Raw genomic sequence first — 21,601 nt, 5'->3', positions numbered from 1 at the left:
AGTTGCTTTCTTCATTAAACTTATTTAGTTTTTTTCTTAGGTGCATGGATACACATATCGATACAGTCAGCCATTGCTTCATATAAAGCTTCTGAGTATGTTGGGTGACCATGGATAATATCCATAACATCATCAATTGTCATTTCTGTTTGGATTAATGTTGAACCTTCATTGATAATTTCTGCTGCAACTGGTCCTACAATGTGGATACCTAAGATTTCTCTGTATTTAGTATCCATAATTACTTTAACGAATCCTTCTCCGTGGTTAGATGCTAATGAACGACCGTTAGCTGCAAAGTTGAATCTACCAACTTTAACATCATATTTTTCGCGAGCTTGATCTTCAGTTAAACCAACCATTGCGATTTCAGGGTGAGTGTAGATTGCTGCTGGAGTAGCTTTAAGATCAACTTTTTTGTGGTGACCCATTGCATTTTCAGCTGCGATTTCTCCCATCTTGAACGCTGCGTGAGCTAACATTTTAACTCCGTTAATATCTCCAGGAGCGTAAATTCCTTTAATAGAAGTTTCCATGTATTCGTCAACTTTAACACGTCCACGTTCCATTTCGAATTTATCAGCTAATTCTCCAAGACATGTATTATCTGGAACACGTCCGATAGATAGTAATACTTTATCAACTACGATATCTTCTTTTCCTTCAACTTTAACTACTACTTCGTGACCTTTGTCAACGATTTCTAATAGTTTAGTAGATGTAAGAACCTCGATACCTTGTTTTCTGAATTGTTTTTCTAAAGCTACAGATGCATCTTTATCCATGTTAGCAATTAGACGATCAGCCATTTCAACGATAGTTACTTTAGAACCAAATGTAGAGAATGCTTGTCCTAATTCAGAACCGATTACTCCTCCTCCGATTACTGCTAAACGAGATGGTACTTCAGTGATATCTAAGAACTCATCACTTGTAAGAACTTTATCACTGTCCATTCCTGGAATGTTAATTCTACTTACTTTAGAACCACCAGCTAAAATTACATTATCAGCATCGATAGTTTCTTTTTCATCAACAACGATTTTCTTATCAGCTGTTAGACTTCCTACACCGTTAAATACTTTAACACCGTAAGATTTAAGTAATCCAGCTACTCCACCAGATAGAGTTTTAGATACTTTATTTTTAACTGCTACAGTTTGTTCCATATCAACTGTAAATGCATCATTTACAAGTTTGATACCACGATCTTTTGCAGAACGGATGTAGTTAATGATTTCTGCATTGTGTAAGAATGTTTTTGTTGGAATACATCCACGGTTTAGACATGTTCCACCAAGTTCACGGTTTTCTACTAATGCTACTTTTCCTCCTAATTGAGCCGCTTTAATAGCTGCTACGTATCCAGCAGGACCTCCACCGATAACTGCTACATCATATTCTCCACGACGTTCACGTTTTGGTAATACTTCTTCTGCTTTAGTTTCAGGTACTTTAACATCAGCTGCTACTTCTTTAACAACTTCTTGAGCTGCTGCAGTTGCTCCATCAGCTCCTGGTACTGCTTCACCAGGTTGTCCAATCCAAGCGATTGTTTGAACTACTGGTACAGTTGATCCAGCTGGGTGAAGAATTTTTAATAATGTTCCACTTGCTTCAGCTTCAACTTCCATATTAACTTTATCAGTTACGATTTCAAGTAGGACTTCACCTTCTTTTACTTCGTCACCTTCTTGCTTAAACCATTGTACGATTTCGCCTTCTTCCATTTCACTTCCGGCTTTTGGCATAATAACTTCTACTGCCATGTTATAATCACTCCTTAATACACTTTTCTCTTATTTTCTTCTATATATTATATCATTATTAGATTAGTAATGATAGTGGATTTTCGATAGCTTCTTTCAGAGTCTTCATGAATTTAGCTCCTTCTAATCCGTCAACAACACGGTGGTCCGCTGTTAATGTTAATGTCATAATTGGTCTTACAGTAACTTCACCGTTTAATACTACAGGTTTTTGAACTGTAGCACTTACACCTAAAATAGCTGTATTTGGTTGGTTAATGATTGGCACGAAGCTTTTAACTCCATACATACCTAAGTTACTGATTGTAAATGTTGAGTCTGCCATTTCATCTGGTTTTAATTTACCAGCAAGAGCTTTAGTTGTAATTTCTTTAGAAGCTATTACAAGCTCTTTAAGACTCATCTTATCTGCACCTTTAATTACTGGTACTACTAATCCGCTATCCATACCAACAGCGATTGATAAGTTTACATAGTGGTGTAAATACATTTCTTTTTCATCACTTGATAATGAAGCATTTACATATGGGTGTTTCATTAATGATTTAATTACCGCTAATGAAATAAAGTCTGTAACTGTTGCTTTTTTACCAGTTTCTTCGATAATTGCATCAACAACTTTTTTACGTAATGCTAATAATTCAGTCATATCAACTTCAACATTAACTACAAATGTTGGTGCACTGAAGTAAGATTCACTCATACGTTTAGAAATAACTTTACGCATTGGTGACATTGGTACAGTTTCAACAATTCCCCATTGATTTTCATTTGGCGCTTTAACAGATTTTTTACCTGGTTGAGCAATTTCTTCTTTTTTAGCTGGCTCTGCTTTAGGTGTACCATTAAGTACTGCAAGAACGTCTGCTTTCATAATTTTACCATTTGGTCCTGTTCCAGCGATACTTTCAGTGTTAATTCCTTCAATTTGTGCAATACGTGCAGCAAGTGGAGAAATTTTAACTTTAGAGTTTAGTTTGTAATCTAAAACATCATCTTTGTGGATACGACCTTTTGCACCTGTACCTTTAACTTTAGATAAGTCAATTCCTTTTTCACGAGCATATGCTCTAGCTGCTGGTGTAGCACGAAGGCCTGAATAATCAATTACTTCCACTTCTTTAACTGGTGTATGATCAACTTTTTTCTCAACAACAGTTTCTGCTGGAGCTACTTCCCCTGTTGAAGTTGCCCCAGGAATTGCTTCACCTGGTTCACCAATCCATGCGATTGTTTGAACTACTGGTACAACATCTCCTGCTTGTGCTAATATTTTTAATAGTGTTCCGCTTGCATCAGCTTCAACTTCCATATTTACTTTATCTGTTACGATTTCTAATAGGACTTCACCTGCTTCGACATGGTCACCTTCATTTTTGAACCATTGTACGATTTCGCCCTCTTCCATTTCACTACCGGCTTTTGGCATAATAACCTCTACTGCCATGTTTTATTCACATCCTTCGCTAACTAAATTTTTATTTTTTATTTACAGCTTTTTTAATTGTTTCTTTGATGTCTTCTACATCAGGTACAACTAATTTTTCTAAGTTTTTAGCTGATGGAATGTTAGTGTCAGCTCCTGCAACACGGTAAATTGGGCTATCTAAGAAATCAAATGCATCACTTTCTGCGATACGTGCAACGATTTCTCCACCGAATCCACCAGTTTTGAATGAGTCGTGACAAACTACTAATTTTCCTGTTTTTTGTACAGATTTAACGATTAAGTCTGTATCTAATGGTACTAATGTAATTGGGTCAACTACTTCTACTGAAATTCCTTCTTCTTTTAACTCTTCAGCAGCTTTTAAGCTACGTTCTAACATTCTTCCCCATGATACTAATGTTACATCAGTACCTTCTGCTTTGATGTCACCTTTTCCGATTACACCAACTTTACCTACTTCAACTTCACCTTTACGTCCAAATAACGCTTTTGGTTCAATGTAGATAACTGGGTTGTTATCTCTAATTGCAGCTCTTAAAATTGAGTAAACATCTCCTGCTGTACCTGGTGCTACTACTTTAAGCCCAGGAATGTGACAGAACCAAGCTTCTAGAGCTTTACAGTGTTGAGCTGCAGCTCCTGTACCTGCACCAGATGCACAACGATAAGTAACTGGTACTTGTACTTCTCCACCTAACATATAACGCATTGGTGCTGCTTGGTTAACAATAGCATCCATACCAATTGTTACGAAATCCATAAATGTTACATCGATAATTGGACGCATACCAACTGAAGCAGCCCCTGCAGCAGCTCCACAAATCGCAGCCTCACTAATAGGTGTATCGATAACACGTTCAGAACCGAACTCTTCTAACATTCCTACTGTAGTACCGAAGTCACCACCGAAGATACCAACATCTTCACCCATTAAAAATACATTTTCATCTTCACGCATTTCGTGAGTCATAGCTTCTTTTATGGCTTCACGAACTGTCATAATTTTTGTTTCTTTAGTCATAACTATTAATCTCCTATTATATAAAATATTATTTAAATTATTTTAACCTAAAATATTAGTCAGCGTAGTTATCTTGGAATGCAATTGAACCATCAGCAAATGGTGATTCTTTAGCAAATTCTACAGCATCATCGATAGTTGCTTTTGATCTATCTTCGATTTCTTTTAATTCTTCTTCTGTAGCAATTCCATTTTCTAATAAGTAGTTTTTATATTTTACGTTAGGATCTTTAAGTTTCCATTCTGCTACTTCTTCACGACTACGGTATTTACCAGCATCTGAAGCTGAGTGTCCGAACCATCTGTAAGATACTGCTTCTACTAAAACAGGACCTTTTCCACTTCTTGCATGTTCGATAGCTTCTTGCATTGCATCGTAAACAGCTAATACATCGTTACCGTCTTCTACGTGAATTCCTTTTATTCTATAAGAAGCAGCACGTTCAGTAATATCTTTAACACGCATACATCTTTCTTGAGCCATTGAAATACCATATTTATTGTTGATTACATAGAAAATAAGTGGTAAATCCCAGTTAGATGCCATGTTTAAACATTCGTGGAAACTTCCTTCGTTAGTAGCCCCATCACCCATACAACAAATTACAACATTACCTGTTTTTTTCATTTTTTGAGCTAGAGCGGCACCAGTACTTAAACCGTGTCCTCCACCAACGATACCATTACATCCCATGTTTCCTTGTTCAAGGTCATAAACGTGCATACTTCCTCCACGTCCTTTACATTGACCAGTTTCTTTACCAAGGATTTCAGCCATCATACGGTCAATTTCAATACCTTTAGCAATTGTTTGCCCATGACCACGGTGGTTAGAGTACATTAAGTCTTCTTTTCTTAATGGATAAATAGCTCCAACGTTAGCTGCTTCTTCTCCTACTGAATAGTGAGTCATACCGTGAACTAAACCACGAGAGTATAGTTTACTTAACTCCATATCAAAATCTCTAATAAGGTGCATTAGTTCATACATTTCTAAATGCTCTTGTTTAGTTAAATCTTTTGATGTTTTTACCATAATAACCTCCAAAGTTTGTATATATATTTATTAAATGTGTATAAATTATGTTTTAATCATATATTACTTTAATAATATACAATGTTTTCGAAAAAAAGTCAAATCAATGAGCTCAATAAAATAACAATATTTATCTCAGTAATATTTCTTGATTCTGTACTACTACAATCTAAAACTTTCAACAAACAGAATAAAACAGATTTCTTCCATTTGCATATACTATCATTTTTCTTATTCTACACTTTATATAAACTCTCTCTAAATTTTTATAGATACAGAATTAAAATAAACTAATTAAAGATAGTAAGAATAGTTTTTTTAAAAAATTATGTTGTTTATTAAGAAACTAGCCGTAAATATTAAGTCTAATGTAAAGCGTTTTCTTGTAGATTTATATACTTTTAAACACTTAAAAATTGAAGTTAATTAATTATTCTTCAGAAATTATGTAAACTTTAAATTTCTATGAAGTAACCTATTAAATACACTAATGTGTATTAATTATTAAGATTTTTGATTGTGATTAAGTTACTTATCATATCTAAATATCATTTATTATAAATATTCCCACTTCATAATAGTATATATTTATACCAGCCCTGAAAAAAAGAGAGATCTGACACTTTCTCAGATCTCGTTTTTAGCTATGCAGCGTGTTTATTGCAGTGACAATCACCAGTTTTGCAATTTCCACATTCACAATCTTCTTTTGCGTTGTGGCATCCACAGGCACAACCTTCTTTACAGTCACAAGTTCCTTCAACACAATTTCCACATTTGCAATCTTCTACTGCATCATGACAGTGACAGTGGTGTTCACATTCACATTTAGTCATCTTTATCGCCTCCGTATTTTTATTCTATACTTAAATTTTATTATGTTTTATATAACAAGTCAATAGATTCTCGTCTTAAGTAACTATTACGATTTATATACCTGTAAATCGTAATAAGAACGATTTTTGTATCTCAAAATAAATTAGTTGAAATCACTAATTTATTTACTATTCTTTACCTATTATTTATTCCATATGTTATAATAAAGTTGAACTTTAGAAATTTAATAACATCAATACAAAAATATACTTATTCTAGATTTAATCTTATTTCAAAGGAGGAAAAATAGATGAAAAGTAGAAATTATTTAATCATCAGTCTTATGTTGTTTGTCGTACTTTCAATAGTTTTTTTCGTCACAAAAAACAACATTTATTATTATTTAACTATACCAATACTTATTTATGCTAGTTTTATGAGATATAATAGAGAAAAAGAAAAATTAATAATAAAAACAACTAAGATTCTTATTTTTTTAAAGTATGAGATTATAACATTCACCATGGCTTTTCTAACAATGTATTTACATTCATTATTTATCAATACTAGAATGTTTTCATCTGAATTATATCTTTTTATTACGACTATAATTTCTGTTATTTTTCTCCTAATCTATCTTATACTTCATATTAAGCGTACTCTGCTTATAAGAAAAGAACTACGAAATAACAATTCTAAATAACAAAAAAAGAAATCAGCTCACTATCGAACTGATTTCTTTATTTTTCTTACACTAAAATATTTATCAAATGAATTTTCTATGTCTTCAACCGCTACCACACCTAATAATACAACAGTTAAAATAAATATTCCTAAAATTAAGAATGATGGGTTCTCAACATAGTTGATATACGTTACGAATGGAAAACTTGAATAGAATCCAATCGTTAAACTTTTTACGATAATTGCTATAACTAATGTGCAAAGTATCATAATCAAGAATAAATTAATCGACAGAGCTGCTAGACAACCAAAAAACGTAGCAACTCCTTTACCACCTTTAAACTTAAAGACAACAGGTTTTATATGCCCTAGTAATACTAAAAGTATGCATATATATATTATTTTAGAATCAACAGCTAAAATTTTTAAAAGTATAACTACTAAAAATCCTTTGAAGAAATCTACCGCTAATACAAATAAAAACGATCTAGGACCTAAAATTCGTCCTGCATTTCTAGCACCAACATTACCTGATCCTTTATTAGTAAATTCTTCTTTATATATTTTTTCTAATAATTTTCCACCCATTATATTCCCAATAAGGTAGGCTAAAATCGCGTAAATTACCATTGAAATCATAACTTTTCTCCTCTCTTAAATTTATTTTTTATAATTCTTATTCCTTCACTTAAAAACATTAGACATCCTATAGAAAATGGAACAACATAATATGCTAATCTGTATATTACAATAGTTGCTCCTATAATTTCTGGGTTAATCCCTAAGTTTTTGAGACCAATTAGGACTAATGTGTCAAAAGTACCTAATCCTCCAGGAATCATAGTTAATAACCCCACTATTGAAGCTACTATTATAACTCCCATTATTTGCAATTCCTTATCAGCAACTAAATCACCTGTATAAAAATATAAAATCACTAGTATGATAAGAGCCGCAAATACCCATTCTAAAAAAGAAATCACTGTCAATTTAACACTCAAGTATCTATCCGTTCTAATTCTTGGTTTTCTCAAATTAAAAAATAGATACAATGGTAAAAATAACGACATCAGAATTAAAGAATAATAAAAAATTTTATTATCAGCATATAACGCCTGACCTGGAAATACATTAAGAACCACAAAAATTGATAACAAACTAATACCTGAAAGCATAGAAATTAAAATCATTCCTATTGCAGTAACTAATGTTTTTCCGTTTTTTGTATAAGGTTTATACATATAATATCTAAGTCCAGCACCAATAAAGCCACCAAAACCTAGAACCATATTCAGTGTGTTAGTCATAAAGCTGATTTTAAAAATACGGAATGAAGACATATTTTTCGTTAAATTAATAGCTTTAAGGACAAAATAATCGTAAAGACATAAAATACTTATACCGAATAATCCGAATAATAAAACTACTAAAAATTTCATCTCTCCTATAGTTAAGGTAAGATGATGTATTTTTTTAAAATCTAAACTAACTATCTCTTTTTTAAAATAGGAAAAAATTAAATAAAATATCAATAATCCTAAGCTTATCTGAACTAAATTCTTCAAATAATTAAAGGATCTACTCTCTGTAATATTTTTCATTCTTCTTTTCCTTAAATAATATTTATCTACTTTATATTAACATTTTATAACTTTTTTTTCAATACAATTAATTACATAAAATTATGACTACAATATTTTTTAATCTACATATTCATATAACTTATCTTCATATTCATTATATAACTCTGGATAACCTTTTTTCACAGCTTTTAAAAATGTTTTTCGAATTTTATTGACTTTTTGTACATAAATCAAAATAAACATCAATGTAAATATTACAATATACAAAATTAACATCTCAATTATAAACGCTCTATAGGCTCCTTGATAGAATCCAAGACATAATATGAGTGAAACAATAAAAAATACCATTACTACTGAAGCTTTAAAACCTTTTTTATATCTTGTATAATCATCTCTCACAATTTTACAGATTATATCTAATTCTTCTTTTGTATAACCTCCACTTTTAATTGATTTCAAAGTATAGCTCGGAAGTTTTTCAGATGTAAGTGCTAAAAATAATTTCGATAATATAGTTATCATACTTTCCCTCCTACTTCACATAAATATTACAGCAAAGAAAAGCTTTTTGCCCTCCTTTGCTGATCTATAATTAATTTTAAAGTTTTTTAATTAGTTCTGTAGTTAAAATTGACGAGTTTACTGCAGCTATTTGTAAAAATTCATCAAAAGTAACTCTTGTTCCTTCTTCTGCTTTATCACTTACACTACGGCAAACTATAAATTTTGTTCCAAATTGGTAACAAGTTTGAGCAATTGCTGCTGCTTCCATCTCAACTACTTGCATATTAGGAAAGTTTTTCAATATTCCTTTTTTTAACTCTTTATTAGAAATAAATGAATCTGATGTTCCTACTAAACCAAAGTGAATCTTATGATTTGGTAAGTTGATTTCAGAAGCTAATTTTTGTAACTCTTCATCACTCTTATATGCTGCTGGCATTTGCGGAACTTGACCTATTTCATAGCCAAACTCTGTTGCATCAACATCAAAATGTCTCACCTCTGTGGCAACAATCATATCACCAATTTCCATATCACCTTGCAGTGCACCACATGTACCTATATTAATCACATACTCTGGTTTATAGTGATCTAATAATAGAGTTGTAGCAATAGCAGCATTCACCTTCCCTGGTAAACTTAACATAAGAACAATATCTCGTCCTTCATATTTACCTTCATAAAATGTTACATGAGCTATTTTTTTCTCTTGTAAATTTTCTATTTTTTCTTTTATTATAGCCACTTCTTCTGGCATTGCACCGATTAATGCTATCATAATACTATTCTACCGCTAGAATTTTGATATCCATTGAATCTTCAGGTCCAGTTGGTAATGATACTTTCGCAACATCCCCTACTTCTTTTCCTAATAAAGCTTGTGCTACTGGAGATTCATTTGAAATTTTGTATTCAAATGGGTTAGCTTCCGCGCTACCTACGATTTTATAAGTTTCAGTTAAACCATCAGGTAATTCTTGATAAGTTACTGTGTTACCAAGACGAATTGCACTTGATTTTTCATCTAATTCGATAATAACAGCATAACGAATCATTTGTTCCATTTCTAGAATTCTTTGTTCGATAAATCCTTGTTCATCTTTTGCTGCATCGTACTCAGAGTTCTCAGATAAGTCCCCGAAACTACGTGCGATTTTAATTTTTTCAATTACTTCTGGACGTTTTACTTTTTTATAATGTTCTAATTCTTCAACAAGTTTGTCATAACCTTCTTGGGTCATTTGATATTCTAATTTTTCTTCTAAAGCCATAGTGGTACTCCTTTTTTTAGTCTACTCTATATTATATCTTTTTTTTAATTATTTTGCTAGTAGCGATTTAATTTTTGTTATTAAAATGTCGATAGCTATATCGTTATATCCACCATCTGGAACGATAATATCTGCATATTGTTTTGTAGGTTTAATATATTTCTCATGCATTGGTCTAACAGACACTAAATATTGATTAATTACTGATTCTACAGTTCTTCCACGTTCATTAATATCACGTAATAGTCGTCTTAAAATACGTAAATCACTAGGTGTATCAACAAAAATTTTAATATCCATTAATTCTCGTAGTTTTTCTGAATATAAACCAAACATACCTTCGATGATAATTACATCTTTAGGTTCTTGGTGTTTTTGTTCTTTACTACGAGTATGATTTACATAATCATAAACCGGAAGTTCGACAGCTTTCCCCTCAATTAATTCTAATAAGTGATTATAAAGTAACTCATTATCAAATGCACTCGGATGATCATAATTTGTTTTAACTCTTTCATCCATAGTCATATGGCTTTGGTCTTTATAATAATAATCTTGCTCAATTAAAGCAACTTTATCTTGAGTTAGCTCGTCTATAATTCTTTTAGTAACGGTTGTTTTACCACTACCGCTTCCCCCAACAATACCGATAATTTTTGGTCGTTTTGTAGTCATTATCGTCCCATTTCCTTTCGCATCATATTGCTTTTAAATACTCTAGAGTCTAATTTTGTTCTAATAATTTGAAGTGGATGTCTTGCTGCATCTAACAATTCACCATCTTCATCATAAATTTCCCCGATAACTTGTCTAAAAGTATCAATCTCAGGTCCAAAGAATTCGACTTCTTGACCTGTTTTAAAGAAGTTACGTTGTTGAATTGTTGCGATTTGAGTTTCTTCATCATAGTGAAGAACTTGTCCAACGAAATCATAATTTGTTTTCTTACCACCCTCATTTCCAAACATTTGTTCAGAATACTTAGGTATTTCATAGAAGAATGACATTGCTGTATCACGGTTAGCACATTTATATAGTTCTAATTTATATTCTGGCGTCATCTCAAAGTTATCTGGATCTGCACAATAATCATCAATTAGTTTTCTATACACACTTGCAACTGTCGCAACATAGTGAATAGATTTCATTCGCCCTTCAACTTTTAATGAATCTATACCTAACTCAATAATTTCTGGTACTGCTTCAATTAAAGTTAAATCTTTAGGACTCATCGCATATGGATTTGCTCCTTCATCGAATAACTTAGTATCTTCATCAGTTCCTTCTTCATAAAGGTCATAATTCCAACGACATGATTGACAACAACCTCCACGGTTACTATCACGAGCTGTCATGTAGTTACTTAAAGTACAACGTCCTGAATATGCTATACACATTGCTCCGTGTACAAACATTTCAATCTCAACATCTGTTTTTTCACGAATTTCTTTTATTTCCTCATATCCTGTTTCACGTGCTAATACAACACGGTGTACTCCTTCACTTTCCCAATATCTAACTTCTTTATAGTTTGAGATAGATTGTTGTGTACTAATATGTACCTCTACTTTTGGAGCAACAGCTTTACATCTTTCGATGATATATGGATCCGCAACGATTATACCACGAACACCTGCATCTTGAAGTGCCATTAAGAATTCATCTAATCCTTCAAAGTTTTCATCGTGCGCGATAATATTCGCTGTTACATAAATATCAGCTCCATATTTTGCAGCAAATTCACAACCTTCTTTTATCTCTTCGATTGTAAAGTTATCTGCGTTACTACGAAGTCCAAACTCCTGTCCACCTAAGAACACAGCATCTGCTCCATAGTGAATAGCTATTTTTAATTTTTCTAAGTTTCCTGCTGGAAGCAGTAATTCTGGTTTTTTTGTTATTACTCTCTTGCCGTCTCTAATTTCTGAAATATTTGGTATTGCCATAAGTTTAGGTCACATTCAAGTATGACCCATCCTCCTTGTCTTTTTTATTAGGTTTTATATAGGAAACCTTATCCTCTTTTCAACATTTAAAATATGATTAGTACATAGTTTTCTTATAGAAGAATCCTAAGTCAACTTCTCTATATTTTGGTTTAATTCTCTCTATATCATTATAGAAATCTTGCTTTTCATCTTCATATGCTTCTTTATCTTCGTAATAAAGATCGATAGCATCACGATAAATCGTTACTACTTCTGTAATGTAATCTTCATCTTTTAAAACACCCTCAATTTTGAATGCAGATACTCCCGCTTCAATTAGACGATCTAATTCTTCAATAGCACAAATGTCGTTTGCACTCATAATATGTGTACCGTTAGAATCCTCAAAAATCGGGTAACGTTCATTTCTATCTTGGCTATATAGGAATAATTTTTTCGAATTACTATATTCCTCGATGTATTTTTCTTTACCGCTATACATGAAATAATTATCAACTAATTTCCTTACTGATTGGAACATACAAAGCATCCCTTGTACCTGAACTTCAATCTCATAGTCGCTTTTTCCAGTAATTTCAAGAATCTCATCGATTGTTAATTCTTTCGAAAGACATGTTCTATATGCTCCACGTTTCCCCCAGTAATTACAAGAGAAAGAGTTCGTAGCTAATGTATGTGGATCCCATTGAAGTTTGAAATCTAAATTCTCTTCTCTTAAAATTGTAATTATTGTTGGTTCTCCATATATTAAAGCATCTACATCTAACGTTGATAGATAATGTAAATAATCAACTAGGTCATCTATATGCTCATTATGGAATATTGCATTTACACTAACATATGCTTTTTTCCCTGCTTGATGTATAATCTCAATAGCTTTTTTTAATTCGTCTCTCTTAAATTCACCAGCAAGACGTAATCCATATTTTTCTTCACCTATTACGAAACTATCAGCTCCTACGTTTATAAGTTCATAAATATGATCTATACTTTTCGGTGTTACAACTAACTCTACTGTCATTTTTTATCCTCTCTTAATAAAATTTACTAACTTCACAGTTCTATAATTTTATTTTCTCGTTGTTATAGTTATTCCATCTCCAAATGGTAATATTACACTCTCATAGTTTTCATGTTTTAATAACCATTCATTGTAATTATTAATTTTTCTAGAAAGTTGTTTTAAATCTCTACTATGTTTAATAATACTTGGATCTGCAACCATTCCCTTGAATAGCACATTATCCGTAATAACTACAACATCTTCAGCAAAATATGGTTCATATAATTCAAAAAACTTTCTACTTTGACTCTTAGCACCATCGATGAACACTACATCATAAGGTGCATTTGCTACGACTTCATCTTGAAGTTCTAATGCATCAGCATGAAGTAATGTTATTTTATCAGTAAGATTTCGCTTTTCAATATTGTTTTTTGCTTCTTTATACATCTTATCATCACGCTCAATAGTAGTAACATTACATCCTATTCTCTCAGCTAATTTAATTGACGTATAACCAATTGCAGTTCCTATTTCCAATAAATTCTTAGCTTTCTTAACTTTTAGCATTTGAATTAAAAATCTTATCCCGATTTTATCAATTATTGGAACTCTATTTTCTTCAGCAAATTTTTCTAATTCTAAGTAAAATTCATCAAAGTCTTCTAACAAATCTATAACGTATAAGTCATCTTTTGATTCTATCGCAACCATGTTTACCTCCATATTTATACATCATTATATAATACCATATAAGTTGGTATAAATGCAATTATAAAGACTAAAAAAGAAAGTAACCCTATATTTTATGATTCTATAAAAATCACTAATACAAAGTTACTCCCACATAGTTTTTTATATATTCAAAAAATGTACTAAACTCATCTAAATTTAGAAAAGTCTATCTCTTATCAAATTTACTATTTTTATCATCTATTAAAATTAGTTGTTCTATTTTTTTAATCCTTTTCGTATAAAGTCTAAAGCAACATATACTAAATATAAAAATACAACAAAACCGATAACATCCGCAACTGGACTAGTAATCGCCTTATAAAAATAATCTAAATCATTCATAATTCACATCTCCTTTTTTACTACTTTATCATAATACTGTTCACACACATTAAAAAAATAAATTACCATTGTAATCTCTCCTTTAAATTTTAATAACCTATTTTTTATTAATTTCCCCTTTTATTTTTGTACATATGAACAGTATTCTTCTCAATAAATGTAGCTTATATTCTTTACTTAATTATATCAAATAAAAAAATCAATATCAAATTATGCTATAAAGAAAAAGAGGTTAACCAAAGTCAACCTCTTTATTAAAATCTTATTTTTCTAAAGCTTGAACAGCTGTAATTAATGAAAGTTTATATACATCTTCTGCATTACATCCACGAGATAGGTCATTCACAGGAGCGTTTAATCCTTGTAAGATTGGTCCTACAGCTTCAAATCCACCTAGACGTTGTGCAATTTTGTATCCAATATTACCAGCTTCTAGACTTGGGAACACAAATACATTAGCATCTCCTTGTACTTTTGAATTAGGAGCTTTTAATTTAGCAACTGAAGGTACAACTGCAGCATCGAATTGTAATTCACCTTCTACCGCCAATTCAGGTGCATTTTGTTTAACTAATTTAGTAGCTTCTGCCACTTTCGTAGTATCTTCAGTAACAGCTGAACCTAAAGTAGAGAAACTTAACATTGCTACTTTTGGATCAACGTTAAAGCTTTTAGCTGTTTTTGCACTTTCAATTGCAATTTCAGCTAGGCCTTCTGAATCTAATGTTGGGTTAATCGCACAGTCAGCAAATACATAACGTTTGTCTTCTTTACTCATAATGAATGCACCACTTGTACGTTTTGTACCTGGTTTAGTTTTTATTATTTGTAACGCTGGACGAACAGTATCTCCAGTAGAGTGAATTGCTCCAGATACTAATCCTTCAACTTCACCTGTATATACTAACATAGTTCCGAAGTAGTTAACATCTTTTAATAATTCACGAGCTTTTTCTTCAGTTACTTTTCCTGCACGACGCTCTACAAACTTAGCAACTAATTCTTCTAATTTTTCGTAGTTTTCGTGATCAATAACTTCCAAGTTAGAAACATCTAAAGATAATCCTTTAGCAATCTCTTCTACTTTTTCTTTTTTTCCAACTAACACAGGTTGAACATAACTAGTAGCGCCTAACTTAACAGCCGCTTCTAATACACGCTCATCATATGCTTCTGGAAGTACGATACGTACATTTTTCCCTTCTAATTTTTGTTGAAGTTCTACAAATAAATCATTTGCCATCTTCATTTCCTCCTAATTGTATATAATATCTTTAATATGTCTTATCGGCTTTAAGCTTAAAGCGTCAAATAAACTTCCCTTACCTAGAATTGTATAGCCTAGCAATAATCCAATATAAAATATAATTATCATTAAGGCTATATTACGCAAGTATCTTGTTAACTTATCATTTAGTTTCATAATGAAATCCTACTCGTCTATTCTTTGAATATCTGCACCTAATTTTCTCATTTTTTCTTCGATGTCAACATATCCTCTATCAATATGATAAATGTCAATAACTTTAGTAGTTCCCGTTGCCATTAATCCCGCAATAACTAATGCCGCTCCAGAACGTAAGTCTGTTGCTCTTACAGTAGTTCCTTCTAAATGAGGTAATCCCTCAATTAGTGAACTTCTACCTTCGATTCTAATTTTAGCATTCATTCTACGTAGTTCTTCTACGTGCATAAATCTATTTTCAAAAACTGTTTCTGTAATTGTACTTGTACCATCAGCTAAAAGTGTTAATACACACATAATAGATTGCATATCAGTTAAGAAACCTGGGTGTGGTAGAGTTTTAACATCTACAGGTTTTAAACTATCCAACTTATTACTTACACGCATAGAGTTTTCATCTACTACTTCAATGTTAACTCCCATTTCACGCATTTTACTCACTAAAGCAACATTATCTTTGTATGGAGCTCCTTTAACAAGAACATCTCCTTTAGTTGCTGCAGCCGCAATCATGTATGTTGCCGCTTCTACACGGTCTGGCATTACTGAGTATTCAGCTCCTACTAGTTTTTCAACACCTTCTACAACTAAAACAGAAGTTCCTTTTCCTTCAATCTTAGCACCCATTTTTATCAAGAAGTTAATCATATCTTCAATTTCAGGTTCTTGTGCTGCATTTACGATTGTAGTTTTACCTTTTGCTAAACAACTAGCCATAATTACATTTTGAGTTCCTCCTACACTTGGGAAATCAAAGAAGATAGTTGTTCCTTCTAATTCTTTTTCTGCACGAGCTTCTACAAACCCTGCATCTTGAATAATTGTTGCACCTAGTGCTTCAAATCCTTTTAAATGTTGATCAATTGGTCTACTTCCAATTGAACATCCTCCTGGCATCGCTACTTTAGCACTTCCTTCACGTGCTAGCATTGGACCTAAAACTAAAAATGATGCACGCATTTTACTAACAAATTCAAAAGAAGCCTCTGTTAATAATGGATTTCTCGCATCCATTTCTAATGTATTTTCATCAGGTCTATAATCTATTTTCACTCCTAGACTTTCAAATAATAATCCTATTGTTTTAATATCTGATAATTTAGGAACGTTATAAAATTTACTTGTACCCTCTGTTGCTAATAATCCAGCTGCTAATATTGGTAAAGCAGCATTCTTCGCACCAGAAACTTGTACTTCTCCTATTAAAGGTGTTCCACCTTTAACAACTATTTTTTCCAAGTTGTTTCCTCCATCTCTATATTTACATTTTATATCACATATAATACTACCACAAATTAATAAATAAATAAAGTTTGAATAATTATTTTAATATTTATTTTATTAAAAAATATAGTTTCTATTATCAAATAATGAAAAACTAATTTAAATTACATAAATGAATAATTATTATCTTCTATCATTTAAAAATCTAATTCTAAAAAAGTTATTCTACAAAAAAGGATAATTTCATAAAAAATACTTTTTATGATTTTATAATTTTGTAGAATAACACTTTTTTATTTACTTTACTCTATTTCTAATGAATAAAATTATCAATTACAGTTCATCAAAGAAAGATAATTGAGCTTTTTCAGGCAGGCCTTTTAATGTTCCCATCTCTCTTAAATACTCTACTACTGTAGATGAAACACTTCCTCGTTTCGAAAAGTCTTCAATTGAAAGGAACGATTTTTCTTCTCTCGCTTGAACTATTTTATTCGCTACGTTATCTCCAAGCCCAGGTACTATTGAAAATGGTGGAATTAAAGTATTTCCTTCAATGATATAATCATGGCTTGCTGATTTTTCTAAATCAACTTTTGAGAATGTAAAACCACGTTCCATCATTTCATTAGCTATCTCATAACTTACTAGAGCATCTTTATCTTTATTCGATAATTCATTCTTATCTGTAGTTTTTATTTCTTTAATTTTTGCTTTTAATGTTTCTGCTCCCTTAACAACGGTTATAATATCAAAATCACTCGCTCTAACTGAGTAATATGCACAGTAATATGTAAGTGGTTGATGCACTTTAAACCATGCAATTCTTAAGGCCATTAATACATATGCACATGCATGGGCTTTAGGGAACATATATTTAATTTTTTTGCATGAATCAATATACCATTCTGGTACATTATTATCAATCATCGCTTTTTCAAAATCTTCAGTGAGACCTTTACCTTTCCTAACACTTTCCATTATTTTGAAAGATAAACCTTCTTCTAAACCAGCATGTATTAAATATACCATGATGTCATCACGACATCCAATTACATCTTTAAGTTCACATGTACCATTTTTGATTAATTCTTGTGCATTACCTAACCAAACATCGGTACCATGAGATAATCCAGATATCTGAACTAACTCCGAATATGTAGTCGGCTTCGTATCATCTAACATTTGAATAACAAAGTTTGTTCCAAATTCGGGTATTCCAAAAGTTCCACTTGCTGAATCCACTTGATCTCTAGTTACACCTAGTGCCTCAACTGTTGAAAAAATACCCATTACTTCAGGATCAGATACGTCAATTGTCTTAGGATCTATTCCTGATAAATCTTGAAGTTTTCTTATCATAGTCGGATCATCGTGTCCAAGTATATCAAATTTTAAAATATTATCGTGAATAGAGTGGAAATCAAAGTGAGTAGTTCGCCATGGACTCGTTTCATCATCCGCCGGGAATTGGTACGGCGTAAAATCAAAAATGTCCATATCATTTGGAACAACTAGTATCCCTCCAGGGTGTTGACCAGTAGTTCTCTTAGAGCCTTCACATCCTGCTGCTATTCTTTCTATATCAATACTTCTTTTTTCTACTTCATTTTTCTCATAATAATCTCTAGTAAATGAATAAGCCGTCTTTTCGGCAACTGTCGATATTGTTCCCGCACGGTATACGTAATCCTCACCAAAAATTTCTTTCGTAAAGTTATGTGCCGTAGCTTGATATTCTCCAGAGAAGTTTAAATCTATATCGGGTACTTTATCCCCATTAAATCCTAGGAAAGTCTCAAACGGAATATCCTGACCGTCTTTAATCATCTTCACATCACAATGAGGACAATTTTTATTCGGAAGGTCAAATCCTGAAGCATATTCTGCATTTAAGAAGAATTCACTATGTTTACATTTTGGACAAACATAATGTGGCGCTAGCGGATTAACCTCTGTAATCTCCATCATCGTAGCAACTAATGATGAACCAACAGACCCCCTTGATCCTACAAGATATCCATCATCAAGTGATTTCTTAACTAGCTTATGTGAAATTAAATATACTACACTGAATCCATTACCAATAATAGATGCAAGTTCTTTTTCTAATCTTTTTTCTACTATTTCTGGTAACTCTTCTCCATATATTTTATGAGCCATATCATAACTTAGATTACGAACTTCATCTGCTGCCCCTTCAATATTTGGTGTATATAACTTATCTTTTAACGGAACTACTAACTCAATCATATCGTTAATTTTATGAGTATTTTCTATAACTATTTCTTCTCTTAATTGTTCATCAAGATAAGAGAATTCTTTTAACATTTCTTCAGTCGTTAAAAATGTTGCCATGGGTTTTAAGTCTCGTGCACCAGGATTACTTTTCACCGTTAGTCTTAATATTTGTCGATAAACATGTTGATATTCATCTAAATAATAACAGTCCCCTGTTGCTACAACTATTTTTTCTTTTTTCTCTGCTAATTTTATTAATTTTTTCAGAATTTCTTCTAACTCGGCATTATCTGATATTCTTTCATTTCTTATGAAATTAGCATAATGATGTTTTGGCTGAATTTCTATATAATCGTAAAAATCAATTATATTTTCCACCTTAGCTTCTTTTGAGTTTAACAATTCTTCAAATACTTCATTATCACCATTACCACTACCGATTAATAAATCTTCACGATATTGTTCTAATAAGCTACGTGGAATTGTAGGCTTAGCTGAATTTAAATATTTAGTACAACTATAAGATACTAATCTAAATAAATCTTTCAATCCTTTTGCATTCTTAACTAAAATTGAACATGGAAAAGTTCTAGAGCGTTTATGTGCAAGTTCTAAATCAATCTTTTCATCAATCTCATTATGATATTCAATGCCAAGTTCATACAATTGATCTAACATTTTCACAAAAATCTCTGCAGTAGCTTTAGTATCATAAATTGCCCTGTGGTGTTGTACTAAACGCACTTTATATAATTTGGCTAAATTACTAAGACCATGCCTTTTAGCTTCTTTATTTTCGGCACGAGAGACAAATAACGTATCTATACTAGCATTATTCTTATTCTCTAAACCTAGTCGCTCAAAACATGTATCTAAGAAACCAAGGTCAAATTTAGCGTTGTGTGCTACTAATATGTCATCTTTATCTAACCAATTATAAAAATTAGTCATGACTTCTTTTTCTAATGGAGCATCTCTAACATCATCATTAGTAATACTCGTTAATCTTGTGATTAATTCTGAAATAGGTCTTTGTGGATTAATGTAACTTTCAAAACTGTCTATTTCAGCTCCATTTTTCACCTTAACCGCAGCTATCTCGATTAGTCTATCACGTTCGGCAGAAAGACCTGTAGTCTCAACGTCAAATACAACATAAGTAGCATCTTTTAATTTAAGATTCTTTGGGTTAGTTGTAGCAGTAATACTATCATCCATAATAAAAGCATTAAGACCATAAATAGGTTTAATATCTTTTCCTTTTGAACTTAGACAAATTTCTGGATATGCTTGAACTCCATAAGTATCAGTGAAAGCAATAGCTTCGTGTCCCCAATCCATAGCCCTAGCTATATATTCTTTCGCAGAAGAAATACCTTCTAACTGACTCATTTTTGTATGAGTATTTAACTCTATTCTTTTTTTACCACTATAATTATCTTTCTTTTCATCTTTGTGAGCAACCTCAATGGACTTCGGTTCAATAATTGTATCTCTTAAATATGGATCATTACTAACACTTCCATGAATCTTAAGCCATTGCCCTTTTTTTATTCCTTTTACTAAATCGATAAGTTCATTTCTTCTTTTATTTTGAAACTTAGAATTAGGATTATTACCAAATAGTCTTAGTATTATAGAATCACTGTAGTCAGTAAGTTTTAAGCGGTATTGACTTGAACCATTTCTATGAACAATTTCTTCAGTTCCAAAAACTTGAGCCATTATTGTTACATCGCCGGCATAACCAATAACATCCTTAATTTCAACGATATCTTCATCACGAATTTCTTGTCCATAACGAGTTCCCCCACCTCCACCGAAGGCAGCAAATTTTTTCTCAGGTTCTTTTGGTTTTCTTTCCGCATTTTTCTTATCAATTTCTTCTAGTTTTACAATTTCCTGGGAAATCTTCTCTTCTTGACTTTCTAACACCGCTTCTACATCAGTTTTAGAAAAGTTAGGAATGATATCTTTAATTGCAATACCAAGGTTAGAATAACTACTTATTATCTGGTGTTTTCTCTCATTAATAAAGTTATTCCAAATAGACGGAGCCATTATTTTCATAGTTAAAACATTGTTGTTTACATCTATTTCACTAAATAAAATACTCTCTAATAAAACTTGAGATATTTCCGAAAAATTCTCTAGTATTATATATTTCCAAAATTCTTTTATTTGCTCATCAGTTACAATATTACTTGTCTTTAAGCGATAATTAACAACATAATCACCCATAAAACTTTCACGTAATTTTTGTATAAGTAATGTTAATTCATCTGCTAACGGCAAAGTTTCACCACTGAAATTAAATGTCCATGTCTTATTTTTATTATCTTTTTCTATATTATCTAAAGAAAAATTAATAAGTTTTGAGCCGGCTAATCTTTCTTCTAATTCTAATGTTTTAACCAATAAAGAAAAATGTTTATTACTCATGCTTCCTCCTATAGTTTTACTAAATCGACAAATTTTTATAATAAATATCGTCTAAACGAAAAA

General features: G+C 31.6%; 19 protein-coding genes. All 19 read right to left on the bottom strand.

Features of this window, described 5'->3' with window-relative positions; all coding sequences use genetic code 11:
- Positions 1 to 20 precede the first annotated feature (20 nt).
- The 19 genes from lpdA to O5Y44_RS05565 all read right to left on the bottom strand — a co-directional run bounded on the left by lpdA (position 21) and on the right by O5Y44_RS05565 (position 21,538).
- Positions 21 to 1,769, bottom strand: a complete 1,749-nt coding sequence (gene lpdA, locus O5Y44_RS05655; protein WP_271987724.1) for a dihydrolipoyl dehydrogenase — start codon at positions 1,767 to 1,769, stop codon at positions 21 to 23.
- A gap of 58 nt (positions 1,770 to 1,827) precedes the next feature.
- Positions 1,828 to 3,216: a dihydrolipoamide acetyltransferase gene (locus O5Y44_RS05650; RefSeq protein WP_271964819.1), complete on the bottom strand. Its 1,389-nt coding sequence runs from the start codon at positions 3,214 to 3,216 to the stop codon at positions 1,828 to 1,830.
- Between the two features lie 31 nt (positions 3,217 to 3,247).
- Positions 3,248 to 4,240 (bottom strand): alpha-ketoacid dehydrogenase subunit beta, encoded by a 993-nt coding sequence (locus tag O5Y44_RS05645; protein ID WP_371465680.1) that lies wholly within the window; start codon positions 4,238 to 4,240, stop codon positions 3,248 to 3,250.
- Positions 4,241 to 4,295: 55 nt separating this feature from the next.
- Positions 4,296 to 5,276 carry a thiamine pyrophosphate-dependent dehydrogenase E1 component subunit alpha gene (locus O5Y44_RS05640; protein WP_371465679.1) on the bottom strand — a complete coding sequence of 327 codons (981 nt, stop codon included), beginning with the start codon at positions 5,274 to 5,276 and terminating at the stop codon, positions 4,296 to 4,298.
- Positions 5,277 to 5,920: 644 nt separating this feature from the next.
- Positions 5,921 to 6,112 (bottom strand): hypothetical protein, encoded by a 192-nt coding sequence (locus tag O5Y44_RS05635; RefSeq protein WP_371465677.1) that lies wholly within the window; start codon positions 6,110 to 6,112, stop codon positions 5,921 to 5,923.
- Between the two features lie 703 nt (positions 6,113 to 6,815).
- Positions 6,816 to 7,415, bottom strand: coding sequence for a glycerol-3-phosphate acyltransferase (locus O5Y44_RS05630; RefSeq protein ID WP_371465676.1), 600 nt, complete (start codon positions 7,413 to 7,415; stop codon positions 6,816 to 6,818).
- Positions 7,412 to 8,377 (bottom strand): lysylphosphatidylglycerol synthase domain-containing protein, encoded by a 966-nt coding sequence (locus O5Y44_RS05625; RefSeq protein ID WP_371465675.1) that lies wholly within the window; start codon positions 8,375 to 8,377, stop codon positions 7,412 to 7,414. The genes O5Y44_RS05630 and O5Y44_RS05625 overlap by 4 nt, the downstream gene beginning before the upstream one ends.
- Before the next feature lie 99 nt (positions 8,378 to 8,476).
- Positions 8,477 to 8,884: a hypothetical protein gene (locus O5Y44_RS05620; protein WP_371465674.1), complete on the bottom strand. Its 408-nt coding sequence runs from the start codon at positions 8,882 to 8,884 to the stop codon at positions 8,477 to 8,479.
- Positions 8,885 to 8,960: 76 nt separating this feature from the next.
- Positions 8,961 to 9,644: a 5'-methylthioadenosine/S-adenosylhomocysteine nucleosidase gene (mtnN, locus tag O5Y44_RS05615; protein WP_271987718.1), complete on the bottom strand. Its 684-nt coding sequence runs from the start codon at positions 9,642 to 9,644 to the stop codon at positions 8,961 to 8,963.
- A 4-nt stretch (positions 9,645 to 9,648) separates the two neighbouring features.
- Positions 9,649 to 10,137: a transcription elongation factor GreA gene (gene greA / locus O5Y44_RS05610; protein ID WP_048802056.1), complete on the bottom strand. Its 489-nt coding sequence runs from the start codon at positions 10,135 to 10,137 to the stop codon at positions 9,649 to 9,651.
- Between the two features lie 48 nt (positions 10,138 to 10,185).
- Positions 10,186 to 10,812 carry a uridine kinase gene (udk, locus tag O5Y44_RS05605; protein ID WP_003146783.1) on the bottom strand — a complete coding sequence of 209 codons (627 nt, stop codon included), beginning with the start codon at positions 10,810 to 10,812 and terminating at the stop codon, positions 10,186 to 10,188.
- Positions 10,812 to 12,083 (bottom strand): peptidase U32 family protein, encoded by a 1,272-nt coding sequence (locus O5Y44_RS05600; protein ID WP_003146785.1) that lies wholly within the window; start codon positions 12,081 to 12,083, stop codon positions 10,812 to 10,814. The genes udk and O5Y44_RS05600 overlap by 1 nt, the downstream gene beginning before the upstream one ends.
- Before the next feature lie 97 nt (positions 12,084 to 12,180).
- Positions 12,181 to 13,107 carry a peptidase U32 family protein gene (locus O5Y44_RS05595; RefSeq protein WP_271987715.1) on the bottom strand — a complete coding sequence of 309 codons (927 nt, stop codon included), beginning with the start codon at positions 13,105 to 13,107 and terminating at the stop codon, positions 12,181 to 12,183.
- Positions 13,108 to 13,155: 48 nt separating this feature from the next.
- On the bottom strand, positions 13,156 to 13,803 hold the full coding sequence (locus O5Y44_RS05590) for an O-methyltransferase (protein ID WP_271964809.1): 648 nt from the start codon (positions 13,801 to 13,803) through the stop codon (positions 13,156 to 13,158).
- 237 nt (positions 13,804 to 14,040) lie between these two features.
- Positions 14,041 to 14,166 carry a hypothetical protein gene (locus tag O5Y44_RS05585; protein ID WP_271964808.1) on the bottom strand — a complete coding sequence of 42 codons (126 nt, stop codon included), beginning with the start codon at positions 14,164 to 14,166 and terminating at the stop codon, positions 14,041 to 14,043.
- A 262-nt stretch (positions 14,167 to 14,428) separates the two neighbouring features.
- Positions 14,429 to 15,409, bottom strand: coding sequence for a phosphate acetyltransferase (gene pta, locus O5Y44_RS05580; protein WP_316447200.1), 981 nt, complete (start codon positions 15,407 to 15,409; stop codon positions 14,429 to 14,431).
- A 12-nt stretch (positions 15,410 to 15,421) separates the two neighbouring features.
- Complete coding sequence (locus tag O5Y44_RS05575) at positions 15,422 to 15,541, bottom strand: DNA-directed RNA polymerase subunit beta (protein WP_224207478.1); 120 nt, start codon at positions 15,539 to 15,541, stop codon at positions 15,422 to 15,424.
- A 57-nt stretch (positions 15,542 to 15,598) separates the two neighbouring features.
- Positions 15,599 to 16,870: a UDP-N-acetylglucosamine 1-carboxyvinyltransferase gene (gene murA / locus O5Y44_RS05570; RefSeq protein ID WP_048802062.1), complete on the bottom strand. Its 1,272-nt coding sequence runs from the start codon at positions 16,868 to 16,870 to the stop codon at positions 15,599 to 15,601.
- Between the two features lie 318 nt (positions 16,871 to 17,188).
- The gene (locus O5Y44_RS05565) at positions 17,189 to 21,538 is read right to left on the bottom strand and encodes a PolC-type DNA polymerase III (protein ID WP_316447201.1); all 4,350 of its coding nucleotides are present in this window, start codon (positions 21,536 to 21,538) and stop codon (positions 17,189 to 17,191) included.
- Positions 21,539 to 21,601 lie beyond the last annotated feature (63 nt).

The sequence above is a fragment of the Gemella sp. 27098_8_155 genome (assembly GCF_041433725.1).
GTDB lineage: Bacteria > Bacillota > Bacilli > Staphylococcales > Gemellaceae > Gemella > Gemella haemolysans_D.
The sequence above is the reverse complement of the archived record's forward strand: the minus strand, read 5'-3'. Positions and strand labels throughout refer to the sequence as shown.

What these genes read in the sequence shown, in the direction of transcription:
- O5Y44_RS05575 (WP_224207478.1), bottom strand. Translation starts at nt 15,541, where the DNA reads ATGATAATTATATTTTATATTGGATTATTGCTAGGCTATACAATTCTA.
- lpdA (WP_271987724.1), bottom strand. Translation starts at nt 1,769, where the DNA reads ATGGCAGTAGAAGTTATTATGCCAAAAGCCGGAAGTGAAATGGAAGAA.
- pta (WP_316447200.1), bottom strand. Translation starts at nt 15,409, where the DNA reads ATGGCAAATGATTTATTTGTAGAACTTCAACAAAAATTAGAAGGGAAA.
- O5Y44_RS05650 (WP_271964819.1), bottom strand. Translation starts at nt 3,216, where the DNA reads ATGGCAGTAGAGGTTATTATGCCAAAAGCCGGTAGTGAAATGGAAGAG.
- O5Y44_RS05600 (WP_003146785.1), bottom strand. Translation starts at nt 12,083, where the DNA reads ATGGCAATACCAAATATTTCAGAAATTAGAGACGGCAAGAGAGTAATA.
- O5Y44_RS05595 (WP_271987715.1), bottom strand. Translation starts at nt 13,107, where the DNA reads ATGACAGTAGAGTTAGTTGTAACACCGAAAAGTATAGATCATATTTAT.
- O5Y44_RS05630 (WP_371465676.1), bottom strand. Translation starts at nt 7,415, where the DNA reads ATGATTTCAATGGTAATTTACGCGATTTTAGCCTACCTTATTGGGAAT.
- O5Y44_RS05620 (WP_371465674.1), bottom strand. Translation starts at nt 8,884, where the DNA reads ATGATAACTATATTATCGAAATTATTTTTAGCACTTACATCTGAAAAA.
- greA (WP_048802056.1), bottom strand. Translation starts at nt 10,137, where the DNA reads ATGGCTTTAGAAGAAAAATTAGAATATCAAATGACCCAAGAAGGTTAT.
- O5Y44_RS05640 (WP_371465679.1), bottom strand. Translation starts at nt 5,276, where the DNA reads ATGGTAAAAACATCAAAAGATTTAACTAAACAAGAGCATTTAGAAATG.
- O5Y44_RS05635 (WP_371465677.1), bottom strand. Translation starts at nt 6,112, where the DNA reads ATGACTAAATGTGAATGTGAACACCACTGTCACTGTCATGATGCAGTA.
- O5Y44_RS05645 (WP_371465680.1), bottom strand. Translation starts at nt 4,240, where the DNA reads ATGACTAAAGAAACAAAAATTATGACAGTTCGTGAAGCCATAAAAGAA.
- udk (WP_003146783.1), bottom strand. Translation starts at nt 10,812, where the DNA reads ATGACTACAAAACGACCAAAAATTATCGGTATTGTTGGGGGAAGCGGT.
- O5Y44_RS05585 (WP_271964808.1), bottom strand. Translation starts at nt 14,166, where the DNA reads ATGAATGATTTAGATTATTTTTATAAGGCGATTACTAGTCCAGTTGCG.
- O5Y44_RS05625 (WP_371465675.1), bottom strand. Translation starts at nt 8,377, where the DNA reads ATGAAAAATATTACAGAGAGTAGATCCTTTAATTATTTGAAGAATTTA.
- O5Y44_RS05565 (WP_316447201.1), bottom strand. Translation starts at nt 21,538, where the DNA reads ATGAGTAATAAACATTTTTCTTTATTGGTTAAAACATTAGAATTAGAA.
- O5Y44_RS05590 (WP_271964809.1), bottom strand. Translation starts at nt 13,803, where the DNA reads ATGGTTGCGATAGAATCAAAAGATGACTTATACGTTATAGATTTGTTA.
- mtnN (WP_271987718.1), bottom strand. Translation starts at nt 9,644, where the DNA reads ATGATAGCATTAATCGGTGCAATGCCAGAAGAAGTGGCTATAATAAAA.